At 66.5% G+C, this 23,077-nt stretch carries 22 protein-coding genes and 1 tRNA gene; 10 read left to right on the forward strand and 13 right to left on the reverse strand.

Annotated features, from left to right (window positions below; genetic code table 11):
* Window positions 1–100: 100 nt before the first annotated feature.
* Genes BKA04_RS06460 through dnaK form a run of 6 tightly spaced genes read right to left on the reverse strand, consistent with a single transcriptional unit; the run spans window position 101 to window position 8,246 of the window.
* Window positions 101–2,149: an acyltransferase family protein gene (locus tag BKA04_RS06460; RefSeq protein WP_104095678.1), complete on the reverse strand. Its 2,049-nt coding sequence runs from the start codon at window positions 2,147–2,149 to the stop codon at window positions 101–103.
* A 14-nt stretch (window positions 2,150–2,163) separates the two neighbouring features.
* Window positions 2,164–4,311 carry an ATP-dependent Clp protease ATP-binding subunit gene (locus BKA04_RS06465; RefSeq protein ID WP_104095679.1) on the reverse strand — a complete coding sequence of 716 codons (2,148 nt, stop codon included), beginning with the start codon at window positions 4,309–4,311 and terminating at the stop codon, window positions 2,164–2,166.
* Window positions 4,312–4,370: 59 nt separating this feature from the next.
* Entirely contained in the window at window positions 4,371–4,784 is a 414-nt protein-coding gene (locus tag BKA04_RS06470; RefSeq protein ID WP_104096670.1) for a heat shock protein transcriptional repressor HspR, read from the reverse strand.
* Window positions 4,784–5,758, reverse strand: a complete 975-nt coding sequence (locus tag BKA04_RS06475) for a DnaJ C-terminal domain-containing protein (protein ID WP_104095680.1) — start codon at window positions 5,756–5,758, stop codon at window positions 4,784–4,786. The genes BKA04_RS06470 and BKA04_RS06475 overlap by 1 nt, the downstream gene beginning before the upstream one ends.
* 2 nt (window positions 5,759–5,760) lie before the next feature.
* Window positions 5,761–6,378 carry a nucleotide exchange factor GrpE gene (locus BKA04_RS06480; protein ID WP_104095681.1) on the reverse strand — a complete coding sequence of 206 codons (618 nt, stop codon included), beginning with the start codon at window positions 6,376–6,378 and terminating at the stop codon, window positions 5,761–5,763.
* Window positions 6,379–6,380: 2 nt separating this feature from the next.
* Window positions 6,381–8,246: a molecular chaperone DnaK gene (dnaK, locus tag BKA04_RS06485; protein WP_104095682.1), complete on the reverse strand. Its 1,866-nt coding sequence runs from the start codon at window positions 8,244–8,246 to the stop codon at window positions 6,381–6,383.
* 167 nt (window positions 8,247–8,413) lie between these two features.
* Here dnaK and BKA04_RS06490 point away from each other — a divergent pair, with 167 nt between their 5' ends.
* The 3 genes from BKA04_RS06490 to idi are packed head-to-tail and all read left to right on the forward strand — an operon-like array spanning window position 8,414 to window position 11,149.
* The gene (locus tag BKA04_RS06490; RefSeq protein WP_104095683.1) at window positions 8,414–9,823 is read left to right on the forward strand and encodes an MFS transporter; all 1,410 of its coding nucleotides are present in this window, start codon (window positions 8,414–8,416) and stop codon (window positions 9,821–9,823) included.
* Window positions 9,820–10,608, forward strand: coding sequence for an isocitrate lyase/PEP mutase family protein (locus tag BKA04_RS06495; RefSeq protein WP_104095684.1), 789 nt, complete (start codon window positions 9,820–9,822; stop codon window positions 10,606–10,608). The genes BKA04_RS06490 and BKA04_RS06495 overlap by 4 nt, the downstream gene beginning before the upstream one ends.
* 19 nt (window positions 10,609–10,627) lie before the next feature.
* Window positions 10,628–11,149, forward strand: coding sequence for an isopentenyl-diphosphate Delta-isomerase (idi, locus tag BKA04_RS06500; RefSeq protein WP_104095685.1), 522 nt, complete (start codon window positions 10,628–10,630; stop codon window positions 11,147–11,149).
* A 3-nt stretch (window positions 11,150–11,152) separates the two neighbouring features.
* Here the strand turns inward: idi and BKA04_RS06505 are convergent, their stop codons facing one another.
* Window positions 11,153–11,794: a TetR/AcrR family transcriptional regulator gene (locus BKA04_RS06505; RefSeq protein WP_104095686.1), complete on the reverse strand. Its 642-nt coding sequence runs from the start codon at window positions 11,792–11,794 to the stop codon at window positions 11,153–11,155.
* Window positions 11,795–11,856: 62 nt separating this feature from the next.
* Here BKA04_RS06505 and BKA04_RS06510 point away from each other — a divergent pair, with 62 nt between their 5' ends.
* Complete coding sequence (locus BKA04_RS06510) at window positions 11,857–12,726, forward strand: alpha/beta fold hydrolase (RefSeq protein WP_104095687.1); 870 nt, start codon at window positions 11,857–11,859, stop codon at window positions 12,724–12,726.
* A gap of 8 nt (window positions 12,727–12,734) precedes the next feature.
* On the opposite strand, the gene dcd is transcribed toward BKA04_RS06510, so the two are convergent.
* Together dcd and BKA04_RS06520 are read right to left on the reverse strand one after the other, a co-directional pair.
* Entirely contained in the window at window positions 12,735–13,319 is a 585-nt protein-coding gene (gene dcd / locus BKA04_RS06515; RefSeq protein WP_104095688.1) for a dCTP deaminase, read from the reverse strand.
* Between the two features lie 69 nt (window positions 13,320–13,388).
* On the reverse strand, window positions 13,389–14,882 hold the full coding sequence (locus BKA04_RS06520) for an APC family permease (RefSeq protein WP_104095689.1): 1,494 nt from the start codon (window positions 14,880–14,882) through the stop codon (window positions 13,389–13,391).
* 220 nt (window positions 14,883–15,102) lie between these two features.
* Here BKA04_RS06520 and BKA04_RS06525 point away from each other — a divergent pair.
* Window positions 15,103–15,176 (forward strand) — tRNA-Gly (locus BKA04_RS06525).
* Between the two features lie 127 nt (window positions 15,177–15,303).
* On the opposite strand, the gene BKA04_RS06530 is transcribed toward BKA04_RS06525, so the two are convergent.
* A complete protein-coding gene (locus BKA04_RS06530; protein WP_104095690.1) occupies window positions 15,304–15,828 on the reverse strand; it encodes a MarR family winged helix-turn-helix transcriptional regulator in 525 nt (174 codons plus the stop codon).
* A gap of 67 nt (window positions 15,829–15,895) precedes the next feature.
* Complete coding sequence (locus BKA04_RS06535) at window positions 15,896–17,176, reverse strand: D-alanyl-D-alanine carboxypeptidase family protein (protein ID WP_167309686.1); 1,281 nt, start codon at window positions 17,174–17,176, stop codon at window positions 15,896–15,898.
* 61 nt (window positions 17,177–17,237) lie between these two features.
* Here BKA04_RS06535 and BKA04_RS06540 point away from each other — a divergent pair, with 61 nt between their 5' ends.
* The gene (locus tag BKA04_RS06540; RefSeq protein ID WP_104095692.1) at window positions 17,238–18,233 is read left to right on the forward strand and encodes an isopenicillin N synthase family dioxygenase; all 996 of its coding nucleotides are present in this window, start codon (window positions 17,238–17,240) and stop codon (window positions 18,231–18,233) included.
* 7 nt (window positions 18,234–18,240) lie between these two features.
* Here the strand turns inward: BKA04_RS06540 and BKA04_RS06545 are convergent, their stop codons facing one another.
* Window positions 18,241–18,531: a hypothetical protein gene (locus BKA04_RS06545; RefSeq protein ID WP_183320695.1), complete on the reverse strand. Its 291-nt coding sequence runs from the start codon at window positions 18,529–18,531 to the stop codon at window positions 18,241–18,243.
* 95 nt (window positions 18,532–18,626) lie between these two features.
* Between BKA04_RS06545 and BKA04_RS06550 the strand changes: the two genes are divergently transcribed.
* From BKA04_RS06550 to BKA04_RS06560, 3 genes are all read left to right on the forward strand, one after another.
* Window positions 18,627–19,382, forward strand: coding sequence for a maleylpyruvate isomerase family mycothiol-dependent enzyme (locus tag BKA04_RS06550; RefSeq protein ID WP_104095694.1), 756 nt, complete (start codon window positions 18,627–18,629; stop codon window positions 19,380–19,382).
* 18 nt (window positions 19,383–19,400) lie between these two features.
* On the forward strand, window positions 19,401–19,697 hold the full coding sequence (locus BKA04_RS06555; protein ID WP_104096671.1) for a DUF2470 domain-containing protein: 297 nt from the start codon (window positions 19,401–19,403) through the stop codon (window positions 19,695–19,697).
* Between the two features lie 98 nt (window positions 19,698–19,795).
* On the forward strand, window positions 19,796–20,440 hold the full coding sequence (locus BKA04_RS06560; RefSeq protein WP_104096672.1) for a biliverdin-producing heme oxygenase: 645 nt from the start codon (window positions 19,796–19,798) through the stop codon (window positions 20,438–20,440).
* A 21-nt stretch (window positions 20,441–20,461) separates the two neighbouring features.
* On the opposite strand, the gene BKA04_RS06565 is transcribed toward BKA04_RS06560, so the two are convergent.
* Window positions 20,462–21,751 (reverse strand): ATP-dependent DNA helicase, encoded by a 1,290-nt coding sequence (locus BKA04_RS06565; protein ID WP_104095695.1) that lies wholly within the window; start codon window positions 21,749–21,751, stop codon window positions 20,462–20,464.
* Window positions 21,752–21,867: 116 nt separating this feature from the next.
* Between BKA04_RS06565 and BKA04_RS06570 the strand changes: the two genes are divergently transcribed.
* Window positions 21,868–22,866 carry a hypothetical protein gene (locus BKA04_RS06570; protein ID WP_104095696.1) on the forward strand — a complete coding sequence of 333 codons (999 nt, stop codon included), beginning with the start codon at window positions 21,868–21,870 and terminating at the stop codon, window positions 22,864–22,866.
* Window positions 22,867–23,077: the final 211 nt, after the last annotated feature.

Here is a 23,077-nt window from a genome sequence, read left to right on the forward strand (position 1 = left end):
CGTGCGCCACTCTCGTTGACTCGGGTCATTTCGTGGGTGCGGACGCCGCCCAACCAGCAGAATGACCCGAGTCAACGGAGGCAAGGGGCGGGGCGGCGGGTCAGGGCAGCTGCGACTCGATCGCATCGCCGATCGCGGAGCCGAGGGTCAGGGCGAAGGTGCGGGTCAGGTGGTCCTGGTCGCGGTAGACGTTCGCCCCGCCGATGACGCTGAAGCACACCGTCTCGTCACAGTACTTGTCGGTGAAGTCGAGCACCGTCGCCCCGCCCTCCGCGCCGGCGAGCGCGAGCGGGTCGACGGCATCCAGCACGCTCGCCCTCGGCTCCGTGCACGAGGATGCCGGCGCGTTGCGCAGGCACTTGTTCGGATCCTCCTCGAAGTCCGGATTGTCGACGATCGTCACGATCGCGGCACCGGCGGCCTGCTTCCAGGCGTCGACGAACCCGTCCCGCAGTGCGGCGTCGCGGTTCGCTGCGCTCACCGTGTACGGCGTGTGCGCGAGCGCAGCCGTGAACACGACGTCGTATCCGGGCACGGACGCGAGCTCGTCGGCAAGGTTGGCCCGCCACGCCGTGCAGGATGCCGTGAAGGCAGGGCTCGGACCGCTCACCGGCGCCGTCGTCCACGGGCATGCACCCTTGAGGTAGGTGGTGAGCGACCACCCGCGCTGGTCCGCCAGCGCGATGAGCGTCTCGATGTACTGGTACGCGTGGCTGTCGCCGATAAGGGCGATGCGCGGCGCATCCGGCGACGACGACCCGAAGTGGCAGGACTTCACGGCCGATTCATTGAGCTGGACGAAGCACTCGGTATGGCCGGGGGAGTCCGCGTTCCCGAAGCCGGGGCTCGGGATGATGGCGCCCGCGAGCTCGGGATTCTGACAGTCCGGGCCCGCCAGCGCACCGAAGCACTCCGGAGGGTTCTCCCGGATCTGCTGAAGCTCCGCAGCAGCAGCCTCGTACCGCGGATGGTTGACGACCCAGGCCGCCCCGATGACGAGACTCGACACCGCCATGAGCCCGATGACCCCGGCATAGGTGATCCGCGGTTTCCGCACGGTGAAGAACTTCCAGGTCCGCACCGGGTCCTCGATGTACTTCTTCGTGAGCCAGGCGAGCAGGAAGCACACGACGATGAGGGCGACGCGGTTGAGACCGGAGAGTCCCCAGCCGGGAATGTACGGCGCGATGATGATGAGCGGCCAGTGCCACAGGTACAGCGAGTACGAGATGTCGCCGACGAAACGCTGGGGCGGCCCTCCGAGGACGCTGCCGACATCCCACCAGTGTTTCGCGCGATCGGTCGTGATGACCATGGCGGTCCCGATGACGGGAAGCAGCGCGGTGTAGCCGGGGAACGGCGTGTCCCGGTTGAAGAACCAGCCCGCGCCGAGGATCATCGCGAGGCCCGCATAGCCGATGAGGTTCGGCCACCATGCTCCCCTGGGCCTCAGTTTCGGAAGCAGGGCCAGGATCGCTCCGGCACCGAACTCCCAGAACCTCGTCCAGGTGACGAAGTACGCCTCAGCGGGGTTGGAGGCCGTGTAGAGGATGGATGCGGCGAGCGACGCCACGCTCACCGCGACGACGACACCCACCATCGGCAGCCACCGCTTCGCCGCGAAGAACCTGACCCCGAGCCAGGTCGCCCCCAGCAGGAGCAGCGGCCACACGATGTAGAACTGCTCCTCGAGCGACAGCGACCAGTAGTGCTGCACCGTCGTCGCATCGTGGGAGGCCAGGTAGTCGACCGAGCTGAAGGCGAGCTGCCAGTTCTCGACGTAGAACGTGCTCGCGAGAATCTCTCTCGCCTCGGAGACGAGACTCGACAGCGGCAGGAGGAAGAGCACGGCGAGCGAGCAGAACACGAGGACCGTGATCGCAGCAGGCAGGAGCCGCCGCGCGCGCTTCGCCCAGAAGGATGGCAGCGCAATCCGGCCGGTACGGTCGAGTTCGCGCGCAAGCTGGCCGGTGATCAGGAACCCGGAGATGACGAAGAAGATGTCGACGCCGATGTAGCCGCCGGAGAGACGGCCGGGCCAGACGTGGTAGAGCACGACCAGCATGACCGCGATGGCGCGGAGCCCCTGCACATGGGGCAGGAAGTGGGTCGCCTTCGGGGGGCGCTGTCGAAGGCGGTTACCGGTCATCGCCGTTCAGGCTATCAACTACTCCGCACTGTCAATTCATCCGCGCCAGCATCCAGGTCGACGAGTACCGTGTCCCCGTCCCGGATCGTGCCGGCCAGGAGGGCGTTCGCCAGCCGGTCGTCGATCTCGTGCTGCATGAGTCGCCGAAGCGGGCGGGCGCCGTAGATCGGGTCATATCCCCGCTCCGCCAGCCATGCCCTGGCATTCGGCGTCACCGCGAGGCCGAGCCTGCGCTCCGCCAGCCGCTTCTCCAGCCGGTCGACGTACAGTTCCACGATCTGGCTGAGGTCGTCGACGGAGAGCGGCGAGAAGATCACGATGTCGTCGAGCCGATTCACGAACTCCGGCTTGAACGCCTGGCGGACCATGCCGCGCACGGCCTCCTCCTTCTGCTCCCAGTCCAGCTCGGGGTCCACGAGGAACTGGCTGCCGAGGTTCGAGGTGAGGATGAGGATGACGTTCCGGAAGTCCACGGTGCGGCCCTGGCCGTCCGTGAGCCTGCCGTCGTCGAGAACCTGCAGGAGCACGTCGAAGACATCCGGATGCGCCTTCTCGACCTCGTCCATGAGCACGACAGAGTATGGGCGCCGTCGAACGGCCTCGGTGAGTTGCCCTCCCTGCTCGAAACCGATGTAGCCGGGGGGAGCTCCGAGCAGTCTCGCGACGGAGTGGCGTTCTCCGTACTCGCTCATGTCGATGCGGATCATGGCCTTCTCGTCGTCGAACAGGAACTCGGCGAGCGCCTTCGCGAGTTCCGTCTTGCCCACGCCGGTCGGCCCGAGGAACAGGAACGACCCTGTCGGCCGCGCAGGATCCGCGATGCCGGCACGACTGCGGCGGACGGCATCCGCCACGGCACGCACGGCCGGCTTCTGCCCGACGAGGCGTTTCGCGAGTTCCGACTCGAGGTGGAGCAGCTTCTCGGTCTCGCCCTGCAGCAGCCTTCCCACCGGGATGCCGGTCCAGGCGGCGATGACCGCGGCGATATCCTCCGCGCTCACCTGGTCATTGACCATGAGGGGGGTCTCCTCCTCGGACTTCTCAGCGTCCGCGAGCTCCCGCTCGATGACCGGGATCTCGCCGTAGAGGAGCCGGGAGGCGAGTTCGAGGTTGCCTTCGCGCTGGGCCCGGTCGGCCTGCATGCGCAGCGTGTCGAGTTTCTCCTTCAGCTCACCGACGCGGTTGAGGGATGCGCGCTCGTGCTCCCAGCGATTCTGCAGGTCGGCGAGGGACGCGCTCTTCTCCTTGAGGTCGTCGCGCAGCTTCTGCAGCCGTGCCTTGCTCGCGTCATCCTTCTCCTTCTTGAGAGCGAGCTCTTCGAGTTTCAGGCGGTCGACGCTCCTCCGGAGTTCATCGATCTCCACGGGCGCGGAGTCGATCTCCATGCGCAACCGGCTCGCGGCCTCGTCGATGAGGTCGATGGCCTTGTCCGGGAGTTGCCGACCGGAGATGTAGCGGTTGCTGAGCGCGGCGGCCGCGACGAGCGCCGTGTCGGCGATGGCCACCTTGTGATGCGCCTCGTACCGTTCCTTGAGGCCGCGCAGGATGGCGATCGTGTCCTCGACGCTCGGCTCGCCGACGTAGACCTGCTGGAACCGACGCTCGAGCGCGGCATCCTTTTCGATGAATTCGCGGTACTCGTCGAGCGTCGTCGCGCCGATGAGGCGCAGTTCCCCACGGGCGAGCATGGGCTTGAGCATGTTCGCGGCGGCCACAGAGCCTTCCCCTCCGCCGGCGCCCATGAGCGTGTGCAGCTCGTCGACGAACGTGATGATCTGGCCATCCGCGTCGTTGATCTCCTTGAGCACGGCCTTGAGCCGCTCCTCGAACTCGCCGCGATACTTCGCGCCTGCGACGAGGGCCGCCAGGTCGAGGGAGACGAGCCGCTTGCCCTTGAGCGAGTCTGCGACATCCCCGGCGACGATGCGCTGGGCGAGGCCCTCGACGACAGCGGTCTTCCCGACGCCCGGCTCTCCGATGAGGACCGGATTGTTCTTCGTCCGGCGGGTCAGCACCTGGCTCACGCGCCGGATCTCCGCGTCACGTCCGATGACGGGGTCGAGTTTTCCCGTGCCCGCGATCGCCGTGAGGTCCACCCCGTACTGTTCGAGCGCGGTCTTCTGCTCCTCGCCGCTCGCCGGCGCTCCCTGCATGTTTGCCATCGTCCTACCCCTGCACTTCCTGCGAGTGTCCGTATTTCCCGTTCGCCGTCGCTACGGGATCAGTTCTTGAACGGTCGCCACACGACGACCTGGTTGTTGCGCTGGGCGCGCGTTCCCGCGCGAAGCGAGACGACATCGCCGGATTCCCCTGCCGCGAACACGCGTCTCCCCGGGCGGGTCAGCAGTTCGTCGGCGAGCGCGGTCTCGAGTTCCCGAACCCTCAGTTCGAGTTCGGCGATGCGATTCTCCAGCTCGAGGACGCGTCGGATCCCCTCCAGGCTCACACCCTCTGCGCCGAGGCGGGCGATCTCACGCAACTGAGCGACATCCCGCATCGAGTAGCGACGGGACTGGCCGACCGTCCGCGTCGGACGCACGAGGCCGAGCCGGTCGTACTGCCGTAGCGTCTGCGGGTGGAGGCCCGTGAGTTCGGCCGCCATCGCGATGGCGAACAGTGGCGAGTTCTCGTCCATCATCCCCTCGCTCTGGCGATCAGGTCGGCGCGGGGATTCTCCGCCGGCATGGCCTTGTCGAACTTCTCCAGGTGCTCCTTCGCCTCCGCGGTGAGGTGTGCAGGCACGGCGACGACGACTTCGGCCAGGAGGTCACCGGATGCCTTCGCCGTCGTGACGCCCCTCCCTTTGACGCGCAGCACGCGGCCGCTCGGAGTGCCGGGGGCGATGCGCAGTTTCACCGGGTCGCCGTCGAGCGTCGGGACCTCGATCGTCGCGCCCAGGGTCGCCTCGGCGAACGTCACGGGAACGTCCACTCGGAGGTTCAATCCGTCGCGCTCGAACACCGGATGCTTCCGCACGGTCACCGTGAGGGTGAGATCGCCGGGTGCGCCGCCGTCCAGACTCGGTTCGCCCTTGCCCTTGAGCCTGATCTTCTGGCCGTCCGCCACTCCGGCCGGGATGCGCACGCTGATCGGCTTGCCGCCGGAGGACTGGAGCCGAGCGGTGTCCCCCTTGATCGCGGTGGTGAAATCCAGGGTCGTGGATGCCGTGATGTCCCTGCCCTTCGTCGGCCCGCCCGATCCGCGAAAACCGCCGGAGGACTGGCCGAAGCCACCACCGCCGAACATGCTCCCGAAAATGTCCTCGAAGCCGCTCGACTGGTAGCTGGTCCGCTGGTTGCCGGCGCCGAACATCCCGCCGAAGACGTCCTCGAAGCCGCCACTCTGGCCGCCGGCCGCGAACCTCGGCATCCCGGAGCCCATCGCCCGCATCTGGTCGTACTCTTTGCGCTGCTCCGGGTCGGAGAGAACGGCGTTCGCCTCGCTGATCTCCTTGAATTTCGCCTCCGCCTTCGCGTCGCCGGGGTTGGAGTCGGGATGGTACTTGCGCGCAAGCTTCCGATAGGTCTTCTTCAAATCGGCCTGGGAGACATCCTTGGAGACTCCGAGGACCTTGTAGAAGTCCTTGTCGAACCAGTCCTGACTCGCCACCGTCAGGCCTCAGGAACAGCGACGGCGACCTTGGCCGGCCGCAGAAGGCGCTCGCCGAGCTGGTAGCCCGGCTGGACGACATCCGCGATCGTATCGACCGTGACATCCTTGCTCGGCAGCTGAGCGATGGCCTCATGCAGCTTCGGATCGAACGGTTCGCCGACCGCTCCCAGCTTGACGAGCCCGTAGCGCTCGAAGCCCGCGCGGAGCTTCTGCCCGACGATCTCGAGGGGGCTGCCCTCGAGGTCGCCGTGCGCGTGCGCGAGGTCGAGGTCGTCGAGCACGGGAAGCAGTCCCGTCATGAGCTCGGCGATGGCAAGCTCTCGCGCGACATACCGGTCCCGGTCGACCCGTTTGCGGTAGTTGGCGTATTCGGCCTGCACGCGCTTCAGGTCGTTGAGGTGTTCTGACGAACTGTCGTCGGCCGGGGGCTCCTCGAGAAGCTTCGCGAGGTCCTCATCGGTCAGCGTCTCCTCGCCCTGGTCGACGTCGTCACGACGCTCTCCGGTCTTCGGATCGATCCGCCGCTTGTCCCTCACGACCGGCTCCGGAGTGTCCTCTGAGCCGGATCCGTCTGTCGCGTCGCGGCGCTTCTTGTCCTTGTCCTTATCGGCGGCCATTGCTACTTACTGCCACCCTCTGGCTCGTCCTCGACCACTTCGGCATCCACGATGTCCTCGTCGTCGGAGGATGCGGCTTCGCCCGTCTCGGACTCCGCAGCGGTCGCCTCGGCCGTCTGGCTCTGCTGGTACAGCGCCTCGCCGATCTTCTGCTGGCTCTCGTTGAGCTTGTCGAACGCGGCGCTCACCGCGTCGTCGTCCTCGCCGGCGAGAGCCGTCTTCAGTGCGTCGACATCGGACTGGATGTCGGACTTGACGTCCTCCGGCAGCTTGTCGTCGTTGTCCTTCAGCAGAGCCTCCGTGGAGAAGACGAGCTGCTCTGCGGTGTTGCGCATCTCCGCGGTCTCGCGGCGCGCCTTGTCCTCCGCGGCGTGCTCCTCCGCTTCGCGGATCATCCGGTCGATGTCCTCCTTGGCGAGCGAAGAGCCGCCGGTGATGGTCATCGACTGCTCCTTGCCGGTGCCCTTGTCCTTGGCGGACACGTGCACGATGCCGTTCGCGTCGATGTCGAAGGTGACCTCGACCTGCGGCACTCCGCGCGGGGCCGGAGCGATTCCGGTGAGCTCGAAGGTGCCGAGCGGCTTGTTGTCCTTGGTGAACTCCCGCTCGCCCTGGAACACCTGGATCGCCACGGACGGCTGGTTGTCGTCTGCCGTCGTGAACGTCTCGCTGCGCTTAGTCGGGATGGCGGTGTTGCGCTCGATGAGCTTCGTCATGATGCCGCCCTTGGTCTCGATTCCGAGGCTCAGCGGGGTCACGTCGATGAGGAGGACATCCTTGCGCTCGCCCTTGAGGACGCCGGCCTGGAGGGCGGCGCCCACGGCGACCACCTCATCCGGGTTCACGCCCTTGTTGGGCTCCTTGCCGCCGGTCTCCTTCTTGATGAGCTCGACGACGGCGGGCATGCGGGTCGAACCACCGACGAGGACGACGTGCGCCACGTCGCCGACCTTGATACCGGCCTCCTTGATGACGTCCGCGAACGGCTTCTTCGTGCGGTCGAGCAGGTCGGAGGTCATCTTCTCGAACTGCGCGCGGGTGAGCGTCTCGTCGAGGTTCGCCGGGCCGCTCTCCGTGAGGGAGAGGTATGGCAGCTGGATGCTCGTGCTCATTGAAGAGCTGAGCTCCTTCTTGGCCTGCTCCGCCGCCTCCTTGAGGCGCTGCTTGGCGATCTTGTCGTTGGACACATCCACACCGGTCGTCGCCTTGAACTGCTTGATGAGGTGGTCGACGATGCGCTGGTCCCAGTCGTCGCCGCCGAGGCGGTTGTCGCCGGAGGTGGAACGGACCTGGATGGTCGAAAAGTCGTCGTCCTTGCCCACCTCGAGGAGGGAGACGTCGAACGTGCCACCACCGAGGTCGAAGACGAGAATGAGCTCGTCCTCCTTGCCCTTGTCGAGGCCGTAGGCGAGCGCGGCGGCCGTCGGCTCGTTGATGATGCGCAACACGTTGAGGCCTGCGATCTCGCCTGCCTCCTTCGTGGCCTGGCGCTCTGCGTCGTTGAAGTACGCGGGAACCGTGATGACGGCATCCGTGACCGGCTCGCCGAGGTACTGCTCCGCGTCGCGCTTGAGCTTGCCGAGGATGCGGGCGGAGATCTCCTGCGGCGTGTACTTCTTGCCGTCGATCTCCGTCTTCCAGTCGGTGCCCATGTGGCGCTTGACGCTCGCGATGGTGCGGTCGACGTTCGTGACGGCCTGCCGCTTGGCGGTCTCTCCGACGAGTACCTCGCCGTCCTTGGTGAAGGCGACGACGGACGGTGTCGTCCGGAAGCCCTCAGCGTTCGCGATGACGGTGGGTTCTCCACCCTCCAGGACCGAGACGACTGAGTTGGTCGTTCCGAGGTCGATTCCTACTGCTCGAGCCATGCGCTCTTTTCCCCTTTTTCCGAAAGTCAGAATCCTGGACTTGAGTCAGGACTACTCAAGTTTTGTGCCTGTGGATAACTTTGTCAAGCCCGGAGCCTGAAAGTTGAGTGTGAGTGACTCAAGTATTGCCGATGCGCGCAGGCCCGGATGCCCAGTAGCCTGACTGCATGACGAATGAGACACCCGACAACGACGTCGCAGTCACCACCTCCAAGAAGATTCCGGTCGCCGCGAACACGGGGGCCGTGGCCGCCGTCGGCCTGGACCTCCAGGAGGGCAAGGTCATCCCGCGCAAGCAGGTGTTCTCCTGGGCGCTGTGGGACTGGGCGACCCAGCCGTTCAACTCGGTCATCATCACGTTCGTCTTCTCGGTCTATCTGACCAGTTCACTCTTCCTGCCCGCCGGGGTGACGCCGGATGAGAGCGGCGAGAACGCCATCCTCACGTCCGGGCTCGGCTGGGCGGTCGGCGCCGCCGGCATCCTCATCGCCGTACTCGCACCCGTCATGGGCCAGCGCGCGGATGCCGCCGGCCGTCGCAAACTCTGGCTCGGCCTCGCGACCGGAGCCCTCGTCATCACGACGGCGCTCATGTTCTTCGTCGAGGCCGACTACTCGTTCTTCTGGTTCGGTGCGGCGCTCATCGCCATCGGCAGCGTGTTCAGCGAGCTCGCCGGCGTCAACTACAACGCGATGCTCGTGCAGGTCTCGACGCCGAAGACGGTGGGACGCATCAGCGGACTCGGCTGGGGTTTCGGCTACCTCGGCGGGATCGTCGCCCTCGCGATCGTCATCGTCATGCAGCAGAACGGATGGTTCGGCATCCCCACCGAGAGCGGGCTCAACATCCGCGTCGTCGCTCTCGGCTGCGCGGTCTGGACGATCATCTTCGCCATCCCCATCTTCCTCAACGTGCCGGAGGCGCCCCCGGGTGCCGGCCGCGCGCGCGTGGGCTTCTTCGCGAGTTACGGCGAGCTCGGCAAGGACATCGCCCGGCTGTTCCGCGAATCGCGTCCGACATTCTGGTTCCTGCTCGCGAGCGCCGTGTTCCGCGACGGCCTCGCCGGCGTCTTCACGTTCGGGGCGATCATCGCGGCGACCGTCTTCGGGTTCAGCCCCATGCAGGTCATCATCTTCGGGATCGCTGCGAATCTCGTCGCCGGCGTGAGCACCATCCTGGCCGGCCGGCTGGACGACCGGCTGGGCGCGCGCGCCGTCATCCTGTGGGCCCTTGGCGGCCTCGTCGTGGCCGGGCTCGTGGTGTTCTTCGCCCGCGACCTCGGTACGACCGTGTTCTGGATCTTCGGACTCATCCTCTGCCTCTTCGTCGGTCCGGCGCAGGCGGCCAGCCGTTCCTTCCTCGCCCGCGTCACACCGGCCGGACGCGAAGGAGAGATCTTCGGCCTCTACGCGACGACGGGTCGCGCGGCGAGCTTCCTCTCGCCGCTCGCCTGGGCGGCGGGCATCGCGATCTTCCACTCGACGGCGTGGGGCATCCTCGGCATCGTGCTCATCCTCGCCGTCGGCTTCGTGCTCATGTACTTCGTGAAGGATGGCGGACGGACGGTGCGCTCATGACAACGACCGCCGACAAGGCCGAAGCGCTCCGCTCTCTCCACGTGCCGGGCGATCCGCTCATCGTCGTCAACGTGTGGGATGCCATCACGGCGCGCACTGTCGCAGCGGTTCCCGGCGTGCGGGCGCTCGCGACCGCGAGCCATTCGATCAGCTTCGCGCACGGCGTTCCCGACGGCGAAGGGCTCTCCGTCGACGAGGCGCTCGCGGCCGCGAAGGTCGTCATCGATGCGGTCGACCTGCCGGTCTCGGTCGACTTCGAACGCGGCTACTCGCCGGATGCCGCAGGCGTCGGCGTCAACGTCGGCCGCCTCATCGAGGTGGGGGCTGCAGGCATGAACCTCGAGGACAGCTACGGCACCGGTGCCGGCGAGCTGTTCGACATCGATGACGCGGCGGAGCGGGTCGCAGCGGCCCGCACGGCCGCCGACACCGCCGGCGTCCCGATCGTCATCAATGCCCGCGTGGACGCGCTCGCCCGCGGCGGCGAATTCGACGACGCGATCCTCCGCGGGAACCGCTACCTCGCCGCAGGCGCCGACGTGATCTTCATGCTCGGGCTCGCCACGGAAGAACTCGTCCAGGGTGCGATCGACGCGCTCGACGGGAGGCTCTCGGTCATCTCCGGGCCGACATCCGTTCCCCTCAAGCGCCTCGCAGAACTCGGTGTGAGCCGGGTGAGTTTCGGCCCCCGGCCGCTGGGACTGGTCCTGTCCCACCTGCAGGATGCGGCCGCGGTGCTGACCTCCCGCGGCGACTACCCGCCGGAGCTCGGCTTCTCGTACTAACGACGGGTAGGGTTCAAGCATGACCACCGAACCGGAACTCGTGGTCCTCGTCGACGAGGACGGTGTTCCCACCGGATCGGTGGAGAAGTTCGCGGTCCACACGACCGACACCCCGCTGCACCTCGCCTTCTCCTGCCACGTCTACAACGAAGCCGGCCAGGTTCTCGCCACGCGACGCGCGCTCGGAAAACTCACCTGGCCCGGCGTCTGGACGAACTCCTTCTGCGGGCATCCGGCTCCCGGAGAGTCGATGGATGACGCCCTGTCCAGGCGCGCAAGGCTCGAGCTCGGCATCTCGATCTCGCAGATCACACCGCTCCTGCCCGACTTCCGTTACCGCGCGGTCGATGCGAGCGGCATCGTCGAGAACGAGATCTGCCCGGTGTTCCGCGCCGTGACGACGGATGCCGTGGCCGCCAACCCCGGGGAGGTGGCCGAGTGGGCGTGGGTCGACCCCGCATCCCTGATCGCGGCCGTCGCTGCCGCCCCCTACGCATTCAGCCCGTGGATCGTGTTGCAGCTGGCCGAGCTCGGCCGCTGACGTTCAGGGCTCGACCGCGCTCAGCGCATCCGGATCGGCGCCCGCCGCGAGGAGCCGGCCGCGCATGGCCGCTTCCGCCAGCTCGTATGCGCGATCGGTTCCGTGCAGCAGCGATCCGCTGTTGGCGGCATCCATGAGGGCGATCAATTCGAAGGCAAGAAGCCTCGGGTCGCGCAGCGCGGGCAGGTCGTCCGCCGCGAGCATGACGCACCGTTCCACGAAGGCTATCCATTCCTCATCCACGGCGACGAGCGCGTCGTGCACCGGCCCGCTCTTGGAATCCGCCTCCGCCGCGGCGGCCCGGAAGAAGCATCCGCCCTCGAAAGTCCGGCCTCGTGAGTACTCGAGCCAGGTGAGGCACAGGTTCCACAGGCGCGCGATCCCTCTCGGCGCGCGGAGCGTCGGTTCGATGATGCTCGCGATGTAGATCTCGCGGGCAGCACGGATGGTCGCCAGCTGCAGGTCGAGTTTGCTCCCGAAGAGCGCGGCGACGCCACTCTTGCTCGTTCCGGTGCGCTCGGCGAGGGTGCCGATCGACACGCCGTCCAGCCCCTCGACCGAGGCGAGATTGACGGCCTCGCCCAGGACCGCGCGGCGCGAGCGCTCGCCGCGCCGTCGGCGTCCATCCGTCAGAACCGCAGCCATTGTCACCTCACAGAATTAATTGTACGATCGTCCGTATTGTTTTTCAACCCTGGAGAAACGACATGCCGGCTCGGCTCAAGTCCCTTCACGTTCTGGACCAGGTCGCGCCCCGACTGGCCGCCGAGATCGTCTGGCGACTGTGGCGCACGCCCCGAAAGCCGCGACCGCTCACCGCGGAAGCCACTCCTGTCATGGATCTGGCCGTCCACGCGATGGCGTCCATCGCCGGGAGGCGTATTGCGACCTACCGGTGGGGCTCCGGCTCCCGAGTCATCCTGCTGGTGCACGGCTGGGAGGGGCGCGCCGCCGATTTCGCACCGATCGTGCGAGAACTGCGCTCGCGGGAACGAACCATTCTCGCGATCGATGCGCCCGGGCACGGCGACTCGTCCGGCAGACGGACCACGGTCATCGACTACGCCGAGATTCTCGCAGAGGTGGCACGCCGGCACGGTCGGCTCGAAGCCGTCGTCTCACACTCGCTGGGGACGCCCTCCGTCGCCGCGGCTACCCGCCACGGGTTGCAGGCCGACCGCTTCGTCTCGCTCGGCGGGGTCGCGGATCTGGGCAGGCTCGTGCCGACGTTCTGCCAGGCCCTCGGGGTGCGCCCATCCACTGTCGAGCGGGTTCGGACCCTGATCGAGAACCGCGTCTTCAGCGGGGACAGGGAGGTGTGGACCCGGTACTCGGCCGCCGCGAGCCCCCTCCCCGCCTCGGATCCGCTTCTCGTGATCCATGATCGAGCCGACCGCGTGGTCCCCTTCGCCGATGCGTCACTGCTCGCCGACACCCACGGCCCGCTCACTCGGTCGGTCGTGACCGAGGGGCTGGGGCACTACCGGATCCTCAGCGCGGATGCCGTGCTCGATGAGGTCTCATCGTTTCTCGGTACGCCCTCCGCGGTGGAAGGCAGCGTGCCGGCGATCGCCTGATCCGACCGCTAGTCCCGCTGCGTGCTCGTGCGGTGGAAGTTCTGGAACGACCGGCTCGCGGTCGGCCCGCGCTGCCCCTGGTAGCGGGAGCTGTACTCGCTCGACCCGTACGGCCTCTCGGCCGGTGACGACAGCCGGAAGAAGCACAGCTGCCCGATCTTCATGCCGGGCCAGAGTTTGATCGGCAGGGTTGCGACGTTGCTCAGTTCGAGGGTGACGTGCCCCGTGAAACCCGGGTCGATGAATCCGGCGGTCGAATGGGTGAGAAGGCCGAGCCGACCGAGAGAGCTCTTGCCCTCGAGGCGGGCGGCCACATCATCCGGAAGCGTCACGAATTCGAAGGTGGAGCCGAGCACGAACTCGCCGGGATGCAGGATGAACGGCGCATCGTCCTGAGACTCGACGAGGTGCGTGAGCTCCGGCTGGTCCTCCGCCGGGTCGATGAACGGGTACTTGTGGTTGTCGAAGAGGCGGAAGAAGCGATCGAGGCGCACGTCGATGCTGGACGGCTGGATCATCGACAGGTCGAGCGGGTCGAGGCCGACCCTGCCCGCCGCGAGTTCCGCCTTGATGTCGCGGTCGGAGAGCAGCATGGAACGAGACTAGCCGAGCCCGACCGCCGCTGGAGAACGACGGCCGGGCTCGGTTCACTTCGCGACGATTCAGCCCTTCCGGAGCAGGGCGGCGATCTCCACCGCGTCTCCCTCAGGTACTGTCGAATTGCGTCCAGGTCGGGCGATCATCATGTAGATGACTCCGGTGACGAGCACGAGGAACAGTCCGATGAGCACGATCCAGTCGGTGAGGAACACACCGCTCGATCCCGGCCACGCCAGCAGCAACATCGCGAGCACGCCATAGACGAGCGCGACGATGTTCACGATGAGACCCCACGCACCGAGACTGAACGGACCAGCCGGCTTCCACCCCTTGAACCGCGCAAGCAGTGAAGCGAAGACGACCGACTGGAACGCGATGTAGATCCCGAGAACCGCGAAGGCCGTGATCTGGTTGATCAACCCTTCCTGTCCGACGTAGACCAGGACGCAGATCAGGATCGGCACGACGCAGGCGACGATGAGCGCATTCCGTGGAACCTTCTTCCCGGACAGCTTCGACAGCCACCTGTGGCCCGGCATCATCCCGTCACGCCCGAAGGAGTACAGGAGCCGACTTCCCGCTGCCTGCAGGCTGAGCACGCAGGAGAGGAACGCGGTGAGTGCGACGACGAGGAAGATCTTCGACCCCACCGTGCCGAGCGACGATTCCAGGATGCCGGCGATCGGGTCGGCATCCTTTCCGCTCACAATGTCCGCCAGATCCGGGGCGGCGAGCACGTACCCGAGGAACGCGATGATGCCCGAAACACCACCAACGAGGATGGTCATGATCATCGCTCGTGGGATGGCCCTCGCCGGGTCGGAGACCTCTTCGGCGACCTCACCGCATGCCTCGAATCCGTAGAACAGGAACAGCCCGGTCAGCGCGGCCCCGATGAAGACCGCGAAGTAGCTGCCATCGCCCTGTGTTCCGAACGAGTCGAAGAGGACCGAGAAGTCGTTCTTCCGCTCGAAGATCATGAGGAAGAGTCCGACGCCGATGACGCCGATGAGCTCAGCGGCAAGCCCGATCTTGGCGACCCGTGCAAGATTCTTGGTACCACTCAGGTTCACCACCAGGGCGACGACGAGGAACGCGACGGCGAGGATGAGCGTGAGCTCCTTCGTGGGCGCAAGATCGAACAGGCTCGCGAGGAAGCTGGTCCCGTACTCGGCAACCGAGGTGACGGTGACGATGACGGCCCAGATGTAGACCCAGGCGGCCATCCAGGCGAACCGTGCGCTCGACAGCCGGCGGACCCATGGATAGATGCCTCCGGAGATCGGGTACTGGGAGACCACCTCACCGAAGACGAGAGCGACGAGGAGCTGGCCGGCACCGACGATCACGAGCCACCAGATCGATGGAGGCCCGCCCGCCGCGATTCCGAAAGCAAAGAGCGAGTAGACGCCGACGAGGGGGGAGAGGTAGGTGAATCCGAGGGCGAAGGTACCCCACACCGACAGCGAGCGGTCGAAGTGGCCGTCGTATCCGAGCTTCTTCAGATGAGCATCGTCTTCCAGCGATGACGTACGCGGCGAAGATTCTGTAGCCATGACAACCTTTCAGGGTAGGCACTCCGGGTAATGGGTCGGCTGCAGCGCCCTGACAAGCAGGTGGTTGCACCCCGCCCTTGGAGTGCGATAGCCAACTGTATTGAGCGGGAAGCATCCGTGTCACTAGTTCGAGCAGAACTCTTTCGGCGCGGTCTCGGGATACCTCGGTCTTGCTAGGATTGCCGATACCGACTGAGACGTTCATCGCCTCACCGAATGCGCGAGTGTAGTTCAATGGCAGAACTCCAGCTTCCCAAGCTGGTAGCGCGGGTTCGATTCCCGTCACTCGCTCCACGCCTGTTCCGTTCCCGTCACTCGCTCCACGCCTGTCCCGTCGATTGTGCCGGATTCGGACGGGTGTGCCCGTCTGGGCGCCATCACTCGTCCGTTTGACGCACAATCATCGGCGGCGCTGCTTCACCTAGCGGCCGGCAGGCTCGGCGAAGTCACCGGCACCGAGGCGGAACCGCGCGAGGATGTCCACGAGGGCGGTGCGGTCATCCGCTTCCAGGCCGACATCGCCGAAGAATTCGCGGTTGATGACCTCGGTCGCCGCGTCGACGACCGCGCGACCGGCCGGCGTGATCCGGATGAGCGTCGCCCTGCCATCCGTCGGATGCGCGGTTCGAAGGAGCAGGCCGGCCGCCTCCAGCCGATCGGTCGTGTTCGTCACACTCGTCGGATGCACCTGCAGGCGCGCGCTCGCTGACGCCATCGGCAGGGCGCCATCCCGCGTGAAGCTCAGCAGCCGCAGCATCTCATAGCGCGCGAACGTCAGCTTGAACGGCTTCAGCAGTGCCTCCACCCGCGCGAGCATGAGCTGCTGCGCCCGCATGATCGACGTCACGACCGCCATGCCATCGGCCTCCGCACCCCACCCGTGCTGGGTCCACTGGCGATGCGCCTCGGCGATCGGATCCCACGGCAGCGGCTTCTTCTGCACCATGCGCTCTCCGTTTCGCGCTCGACCAGTCATCCCACAGTACTCGGGCCGCACAGCATCCTCCCGCGGATCAACCCCCGAAGAGTTCGGCGGGATGTGTGATCCGCCACCACGCGTCCGGCTCCTCGAGCGTGCCCGCCAACACGAGGAGCACGGTCTGGGTGCCGCCTTCGCCGGTGAACGTCGCACTGCCGACCGACATTCGAGCCTTGCCCGGACCGACAACCTTGGCGTGGGACGTCACGGTGATGGGCGAATCGGACCAGGTGAGGAGACTCGCGCTCCGCTCGGCGACGATGTCCGCCCTCTCGCCCCACACCGTTGTGTAGTGGCCGAGCACGTCATCCGCCTTCACGAGCGTCACAGCGTGAAATCCTTCCCGGATGTCGTTGATGACGGTCGCCGCGTCGGCAGCCACCGCCGAATGATGGAGGCCGCCGAGGATGATCCCCGTCACGGTGATGGGCTGTGTCGCACCCACGCCGAAGGTTGCGGAGTAGAGCAGGCATGAGCCTGCCTCGTCGAGGGTCCCGGTCTTGATTCCGTCGACGTCGGACGAGCCGAGCAGCGTGTTGGTGTTCGGCATCCCGGAGAACCCCGGCACATCGGTCGTCTGGAGCCCCACGAGTGAGGCGACCAGCGGGTTCGCCATCGCCAGCCGGCCGAGCGTCAGAAGATCCGTCGGGGTGCTCGTGTTGCGCGGGTCGATGCCCGACGGGTCGACGAACGTCGTGCCCTTCATGCCGTTCTTCGCAAGCCAACTGTGGGCCGCAGCGAGGAAGTTCGCCTGGGAACCGAACGCCCACGTGGAGACCGCCTCGGCGTAGTTGCTCGCCGAAACGACGAGCATGAGTTCGAGTGCATCGTGCAGCGACATCGTGGACCCGGTGTCCATCGGCTGGATGGTCGCCCCGCGCACGTAGTAGCTGTCGTACAGCTTGTGGTCGGCCTTCGTGAACGTGATGATCGGTCCGGGTTCGTCGGCTGCGAGGGGCTTCCGGTCGAGAATGACGAGCGTCGTGATGACTTTGCTGATGCTCGCGATCGGCCTCGCCGCGTTCCCGCCGCTGGAAGCGAGGACTCCGTCCTTGCCCTTCGTGCCGGCGAACTCGTCGGCTCCGCTCACGCTCACCGCGCTCGCGCCGGTCTCAGGAAGCGTGATGGCGACGGGAGGCGTCGCCGGGGGAACGATGGGGACCATGACCGCTGCGGCCTTCGGCAGTGGAGCGTTGAGCACCACCCCGATGTATGACCCGAGAGCGACGGCGATGACGAGCGCGATGGCCCCCACCGCGATCCACGCACGCCTGCGTCGTCGTCGACGCTGCTCATCCGAATCGTCGCGCTCCACGGTTCCACGATATGCCGAGGAAGGCTCCGCCATCGCCACCATCGCGCGCACCTAGGCTGGGATGACATCAGCACCAGAACAGGACACCACCATGACGACACCCCTCACCGTTCCCACCATCAGCATCGATCGCGATCCGGCGGTCGTCGGCCGCGAGTTCGATGAGGTCCTGCGCAACGTCGGATTCTTCCAGATCATCGACCACGGGGTTCCGGATGACGTGGCCGACCGCTGCTGGAACGTCTCGCACTCCTTCTTCGACCTGCCCCTGGAGGCGAAGCTCAGCGTCGAACGACCACAGGGTGGACTGTACGGGTACTTCCCCATGCTCGCGGAATCCCTCGCGCAGTCCCGAGACGGCATGGCCCCCGGCGACCTCAAGGAGTCCTTCAACATGGGGCCGGGAGTCGTCACCGGCCACACGCCCGTCGACGAGACGGAGGCCGGCCTGTTCTCACCCAACCGCTGGCCGGCCGCCATGCCGGAACTCAAGCCGTCCTGGGAGGACTACTACCGGGAGATGTCGGCCCTCGCGAACCGACTCATGGCGATGTTCGCACACGGTCTCGACCTTCCCGGCGACTTCTTCGCGGACAAGATCGACCGCAGCCCGAGCGCCCTGCGCGCCATCAACTACCCGGAGCAGGATGCGCCACCGGCCGACGGGCAGCTGCGCGCCGGCGCCCACACCGACTACGGCACGCTCACGATCCTGCGCCAGGAGCTGGGCCGAGCCGGGCTGCAGGTGCGCGACGACCACTCGGATTCCTGGGTCGACATCCCGCCGACCGCCGGCGCCTTCGTCATCAACATCGGCGACCTCATGGCCCGCTGGACGAACGACCGCTGGACGTCGACGCTTCACCGCGTCGTGAACCCGGATGCCGGTTCGGCCGTATCCACCCGTCGCCAGAGCATGCCGTTCTTCCACAACGCGAACTATTCGACGCTCGTCGAATGCCTGCCGTCGGCCCTCGCCGCGGGCGAGACCCCGAGGTACGAACCCGTGCTCGCCGGACCCCACCTCGCAGGCAAGTCGCACAAAGCGGTCGGGTAGCGTCGCGCTAGAACCACCGATTCTGCGGAGGCACCACGAGCTTGCGTACGCGAACCTTGCCGCGCGGCACGTCCGCACACGCGGCGAGCGCAGGGTCGAGTTCCCACCATTCGCCGATGAGCAACCACCGCCCGTCCGGGTATTTCAGCCGGCGGGCACGGTAGCGGGTCTCCCCGGCGACCTTGATCTCGTCGACGTAGCCGGCAACCTCGCCGTCCACCTTCACTTGCCAGAACCGCTGGTCCAGCGCGGTGACATCCACCCGTTCCTCCTCGGTGCAACCAGAATTCGCGATCACAGCCGGCCCTGTCTGCCGAGTCTAGGCAACCGCTACCGACAACGCGGCCCGGCGCGCGCAGCCGGCGTGAGCCACAATGGAGGTTTGGAGGAACCATGAAACCGGATGCGTACCTGACCCGCGACCCGGAGATCCGCACGGCGATCGAGCTGGAGCGGGAGGGTGCCGCCTACTACGACAGGACTCTCGACGCGCTGCGCGATGACGAACTGGATGCTCCGTCGATCCTCCCCGGCTGGAGCCGCCGACACGTGGTCTCGCACGTCGCCTTCAACGCTCAGGCCCTCCGCAGGCTCGTGAACTGGGCTGCCACCGGTATCGAGTCGCGCATGTACGAATCCACCGAAGCTCGTGACGCGCAGATCGAAGACGGTGCCCGGCTGCCGGCGAGTGAGTTGAGAGCCCTTCACCGCCGATCGGCTGCAGAGCTGGACGCGTCCTGGCGGGACTTGGCGGACCCGGCGTGGCACGCCCAGGTCCGGATGACCGATGGCCCGCTCATCCCTGCGACATCCACGATCTGGCTGCGCACGCGCGAGGTCTGGCTGCACGCCGTCGATCTCGACAGCGGCGCGAGTTACGACGACTTCCCCGCCGGCCTCGTCGACCACCTGCTGGCGAACGTGCTGTCGTCCTGGCGCGGCCGCCGCGAGGCGGAGAACATCCCGAACTTCATCCTGTCTCCCACCGACCGGGGCATCCCGAGGGGCGTCGGTGCCGCCGACGACGCGGATGCCGTCGTCCTGCACGGTTCTGCCGTCGATCTGACCAGGTGGGCCACCGGCCGCGGCTTCCTCGGAGTCCTGTCCGAGTCCGGGGAGCCGGTCCCCGTCGCCCCCCGCTGGATCTGACGCGCTACCGTGGATGCCGTGCCGACCTTCTCCTCCGATGTCATCGCCGCCGTGCTCCGTCACATGAACGATGACCACGCCGCCGACAACCAGCTCATCGCCCGCGCGTTCGGGCATCCGGATGCGGTGGACGCCGTCATGACCGGTCTCGACGACACGGCAGGCTTCTGGAACTACACGCTCGACGGTGTGGTCAGGCGGCTCGACGTGCCATGGTCGGTGAGGATCAGCGAGCGCGCGGAGATCCGCAGAGAGGTCGTCGTCGTGTACGACGCCGCGTGCGCTCGACTCGGCGTGGAGCCGCGCCCGCACTGACCACGGGCGCAGCATGCGCGGGCTCACGCAGCCCTCGCGCCCGAGGGCCCCGTGCTGTAAAGTTAGGTAATCCTTACCTGACTTCTGAGATGAGCCTGATGACCGTCGTCCCGTTCTCCGATGCTCTGCGCGAGCGCACCCGGTCGATTCACGGCCGGGCCGAGGGCGCAACGTTCATGCACGACCTCATGAGCGGCAAGGGCTCCCGTGACGATTACATCGCGCTCGTCGCGCAGCACTTCTACATCTACGAGGCACTTGAGGCGGTCGAGGCGACCATGGCCGGCGACCCTGTGGCCCGCCCGTTCATCACGCCTCAGCTCACCCGGCTGCCTGCCTTGCGCGCCGACCTCGAATTCCTGATCGGCCCCGACTGGGAGGCCGAGTCATCCCCCCTGCCATCCACCATCCGCTACGTCGACCGGATCACGGCAGTCTCCGGCTGGGCCGGTGGCTTCATCGCTCACCACTACACGCGATACCTCGGCGACCTGTCGGGGGGACAGCACATCTACAAGGTCATGCAGAAGCGGTTCGGGTTCGACACGAACGGAATCGGCTTCTACCTCTTCGATCAGATCGCCGACCCGAAGGACTTCAAGAACGTCTACCGCGACCAACTCGATGCCACCGGGTGGGATGAAGTGGAACGCGAGCGCGTCATCGACGAGGTCATGATCGCCTACCGCCTCAACACCGAGGTCTTCGAGGATCTCAGCGAAGCGAAGCTCGCCGTCGCGTAGTCCGTGGCAATACTCCTCGGATCAGGACGCCTGAATACCCGGGATCGGCGCCACGTTCGCCATGAAGCGGCGCACGTTCTCGTCGACGATGATGTCGGATGGCCGCAGCGGCCTCGTGAGGTAGAGCCCCTCGAGTTCGGTGATGCGGCTGAGCGCGACATAGGTCTGCCCAGGGGCGAACGAACGCTGCCCGAGGTCGACGATCGCACGGTCGTAGGTCTTCCCCTGAGATTTGTGGATCGTCACCGCCCAGGCGAGCCGCAACGGGAATTGGGTGAACTCGGCGACTATGTCCCGGCGCAACTGCTTCGTCGCCGCTGAGTAGGAGTACTTGTACTTCTCCCACACCGCGGGCTCCACCTCGTGCGTCTCGCCGTCGACGTCCACGAACACGGTCGAGGTGATCTTGCGCACCGTGCCGACCGTTCCATTGACCCAGCGCTGGTCGCTGTCGTTGCGCAGGAACATGACCCGCGCTCCGACCTTGAGTTCGAGGGATTCGTCTGCCGGATACGCCCGTCCGCCGAAATCGCCGGTGATCTCCGCTCGGGCGGTGAGCGCGCGGCCGGGGAGCTTCGCCAACTCCGCAGCGTTGATGCGGTTCACGGTGTCGTTTCGCGTGGCGAGGGTGATCGCATCCGACCCCGGCGCCGGACGCGCTCCGACTCCGTTCAGCCTCTCAGCGATCTCCGCCGTCACCGTCCCGTGGCGAACGGCGTTCAGCATCGCCTTGAACTCCTCCTCGTGTTGACGGTGGATCGTGTTGAGCTCGAAGATGCGCAGATCCGTGTCGTTCCACACCTTCGCGTCGAAGAACCACATCGAACGGTACTGGTCGTCGAAGTATGCGCGCTCGTCCGCATCTCCCGGCACCGGCGCGAGTTGGTACGGATCGCCGAACAAGACGACCTGGACGCCCCCGAACGCCTCGTCCTTCCGCTGCCTCGCCTGGCGCAGGCTGCGGTCCACGGCATCCAGCAGGTCGGCGTTGACCATCGACACCTCATCGATCACGAGCGTGTCGATCGTGTTCAGGAGCTTGCGCAGTTCGGCGTTCTGCTCGATGTCGTGGTCGGCGATCACGCCGATCGGCAGGCGGAACAGGGAGTGGATCGTCTGCCCGCCCACGTTGAGCGCGGCGACCCCGGTCGGGGCGGCGATCACGAGCTGCTTCGAGGTGTTCCAGGAGAGGTGATTGAGGAGCGTCGACTTGCCGGTGCCCGCGCGGCCGGTCACAAAGATGTTCTCGCGCGTGCCCTCGATCGTCGCGTAGACGGCGGCCTGTTCGGCGGAGAGCTCGTGCGCAGTCACGAAGATCCTTTGCGTATCGGATGCCGGCCCAGGCGTGTCGATGGAATGTCCAATCTATCGCCTCCCGCCCGTCGCTTCGGCGCGTTGTGGCAGGACCTCGAGCCTAGGATTGTGGCATGGTGCCGAGCGACGATGACCCCTCTTCGACCGCTGTCCGGCACACTGTCGTCATCTGGGTCGTCCTGCTCGGCCTGATCATCGGCGCCTTCGCGACGACCGTCATCGCCCTCAACTCGAGCGTCTACAGTGCCGGCGGCTTCGTCAACTCGTACCTCGTCGCACTGCAACGACACGACCTGGCGGGCGCGCTCGCGACGCCCGGCGTTCTCGGCACGACGACCGCGAGCAGCGAACTGCTGACGCCGGCGGCGCTCGGGGAGATCGACGACGTGAGCATCACATCCGATGTCGATCAGGGCGGTGGGCTCCACTACGTCAGCTACACGGCAACCCTCGACGGTTCACCGGGCGGCGGCACGTTCCAGGTGCAGCAGGGGGCCAACCGGTTCGGTGTCTTCTCCACCTGGTCGTTCATCCAGAGCCCGATGAGCGTCCTGCGCATCACGCCGCTGCACGATGCGAACTTCGCGGCCAACGGTGTCGAGGTCACGGCGAAGAGCGGCCCCAGCATTGCCGCGGCGTACCAGGTGCTGACACCCGGAGTCTTCACCCTCACGCACGACTCGGGCTACCTCACGGCGACGCCGACGACGGCGGTCGTGACCGCACCCGGCAGCACGGTTGCGGCGTCGCTGGACATCCAGGCTTCGCCCCGCTTCGTGTCCGAAGTGCAGAAGGAGGTGGATGCCTTCCTCGACGACTGCACGAAGCAGCAGGTCCTGTTCCCGACCGGATGCCCGTTCGGGCAGGAGCTCTCCAACCGGGTCGAGAGCGTGCCCGCCTGGTCGATGTCCCGATATCCGGAGGTCACGATCGAGCCCGGCAGCGATCTCGGAACGTGGGTCGTGCCGAAGGCACAGGGCGCGGCGCACCTCAAGGTCGATGTGCGTTCCCTGTTCGACGGAACTCTCTCCACCTTCGACGAGGACGTCCAGTTCGCTCTCACCTGGGTGATGACTCTGAGCGGCGATCGTATCGACATCCAGGCCCAGTAGTTGGGACCCCACGGGGTTGCAACTGGACACTGCTGATGACGTCGGCTGCCGCGGTGCTCGGTAGACCAGAACCTTTTCCATCGACTTCTGCCCCAGGTCAAGCTTGGGGGCGCCGATCTACCCCTGGCGTCATGGCTCTAGAAAGGCCGGCGTGATTCACCGGCTCGCTCCTTCAACTCACTCGGATACTGCTTTGTCATGACTCTCATCG

Source organism: Terrimesophilobacter mesophilus, assembly GCF_014200375.1.
GTDB classification, from domain to species: Bacteria; Actinomycetota; Actinomycetes; order Actinomycetales; family Microbacteriaceae; genus Terrimesophilobacter; species Terrimesophilobacter mesophilus.

Excerpts from the sequence above, each read along its gene's own strand:
- BKA04_RS06490 (WP_104095683.1), top strand. The coding sequence starts at position 8,414 with ATGACGAATGAGACACCCGACAACGACGTCGCAGTCACCACCTCCAAG.
- BKA04_RS06480 (WP_104095681.1), bottom strand. The coding sequence starts at position 6,378 with ATGGCCGCCGATAAGGACAAGGACAAGAAGCGCCGCGACGCGACAGAC.
- BKA04_RS06470 (WP_104096670.1), bottom strand. The coding sequence starts at position 4,784 with ATGGACGAGAACTCGCCACTGTTCGCCATCGCGATGGCGGCCGAACTC.
- BKA04_RS06550 (WP_104095694.1), top strand. The coding sequence starts at position 18,627 with ATGAAACCGGATGCGTACCTGACCCGCGACCCGGAGATCCGCACGGCG.
- dcd (WP_104095688.1), bottom strand. The coding sequence starts at position 13,319 with ATGCTGCTCTCCGACCGCGACATCAAGGCGGAACTCGCGGCGGGCAGG.
- BKA04_RS06560 (WP_104096672.1), top strand. The coding sequence starts at position 19,796 with ATGACCGTCGTCCCGTTCTCCGATGCTCTGCGCGAGCGCACCCGGTCG.
- BKA04_RS06520 (WP_104095689.1), bottom strand. The coding sequence starts at position 14,882 with ATGGCTACAGAATCTTCGCCGCGTACGTCATCGCTGGAAGACGATGCT.
- idi (WP_104095685.1), top strand. The coding sequence starts at position 10,628 with ATGACCACCGAACCGGAACTCGTGGTCCTCGTCGACGAGGACGGTGTT.
- BKA04_RS06460 (WP_104095678.1), bottom strand. The coding sequence starts at position 2,149 with ATGACCGGTAACCGCCTTCGACAGCGCCCCCCGAAGGCGACCCACTTC.
- BKA04_RS06510 (WP_104095687.1), top strand. The coding sequence starts at position 11,857 with ATGCCGGCTCGGCTCAAGTCCCTTCACGTTCTGGACCAGGTCGCGCCC.
- BKA04_RS06495 (WP_104095684.1), top strand. The coding sequence starts at position 9,820 with ATGACAACGACCGCCGACAAGGCCGAAGCGCTCCGCTCTCTCCACGTG.
- BKA04_RS06570 (WP_104095696.1), top strand. The coding sequence starts at position 21,868 with ATGGTGCCGAGCGACGATGACCCCTCTTCGACCGCTGTCCGGCACACT.
- BKA04_RS06530 (WP_104095690.1), bottom strand. The coding sequence starts at position 15,828 with ATGGTGCAGAAGAAGCCGCTGCCGTGGGATCCGATCGCCGAGGCGCAT.
- dnaK (WP_104095682.1), bottom strand. The coding sequence starts at position 8,246 with ATGGCTCGAGCAGTAGGAATCGACCTCGGAACGACCAACTCAGTCGTC.
- BKA04_RS06540 (WP_104095692.1), top strand. The coding sequence starts at position 17,238 with ATGACATCAGCACCAGAACAGGACACCACCATGACGACACCCCTCACC.
- BKA04_RS06505 (WP_104095686.1), bottom strand. The coding sequence starts at position 11,794 with ATGGCTGCGGTTCTGACGGATGGACGCCGACGGCGCGGCGAGCGCTCG.
- BKA04_RS06465 (WP_104095679.1), bottom strand. The coding sequence starts at position 4,311 with ATGGCAAACATGCAGGGAGCGCCGGCGAGCGGCGAGGAGCAGAAGACC.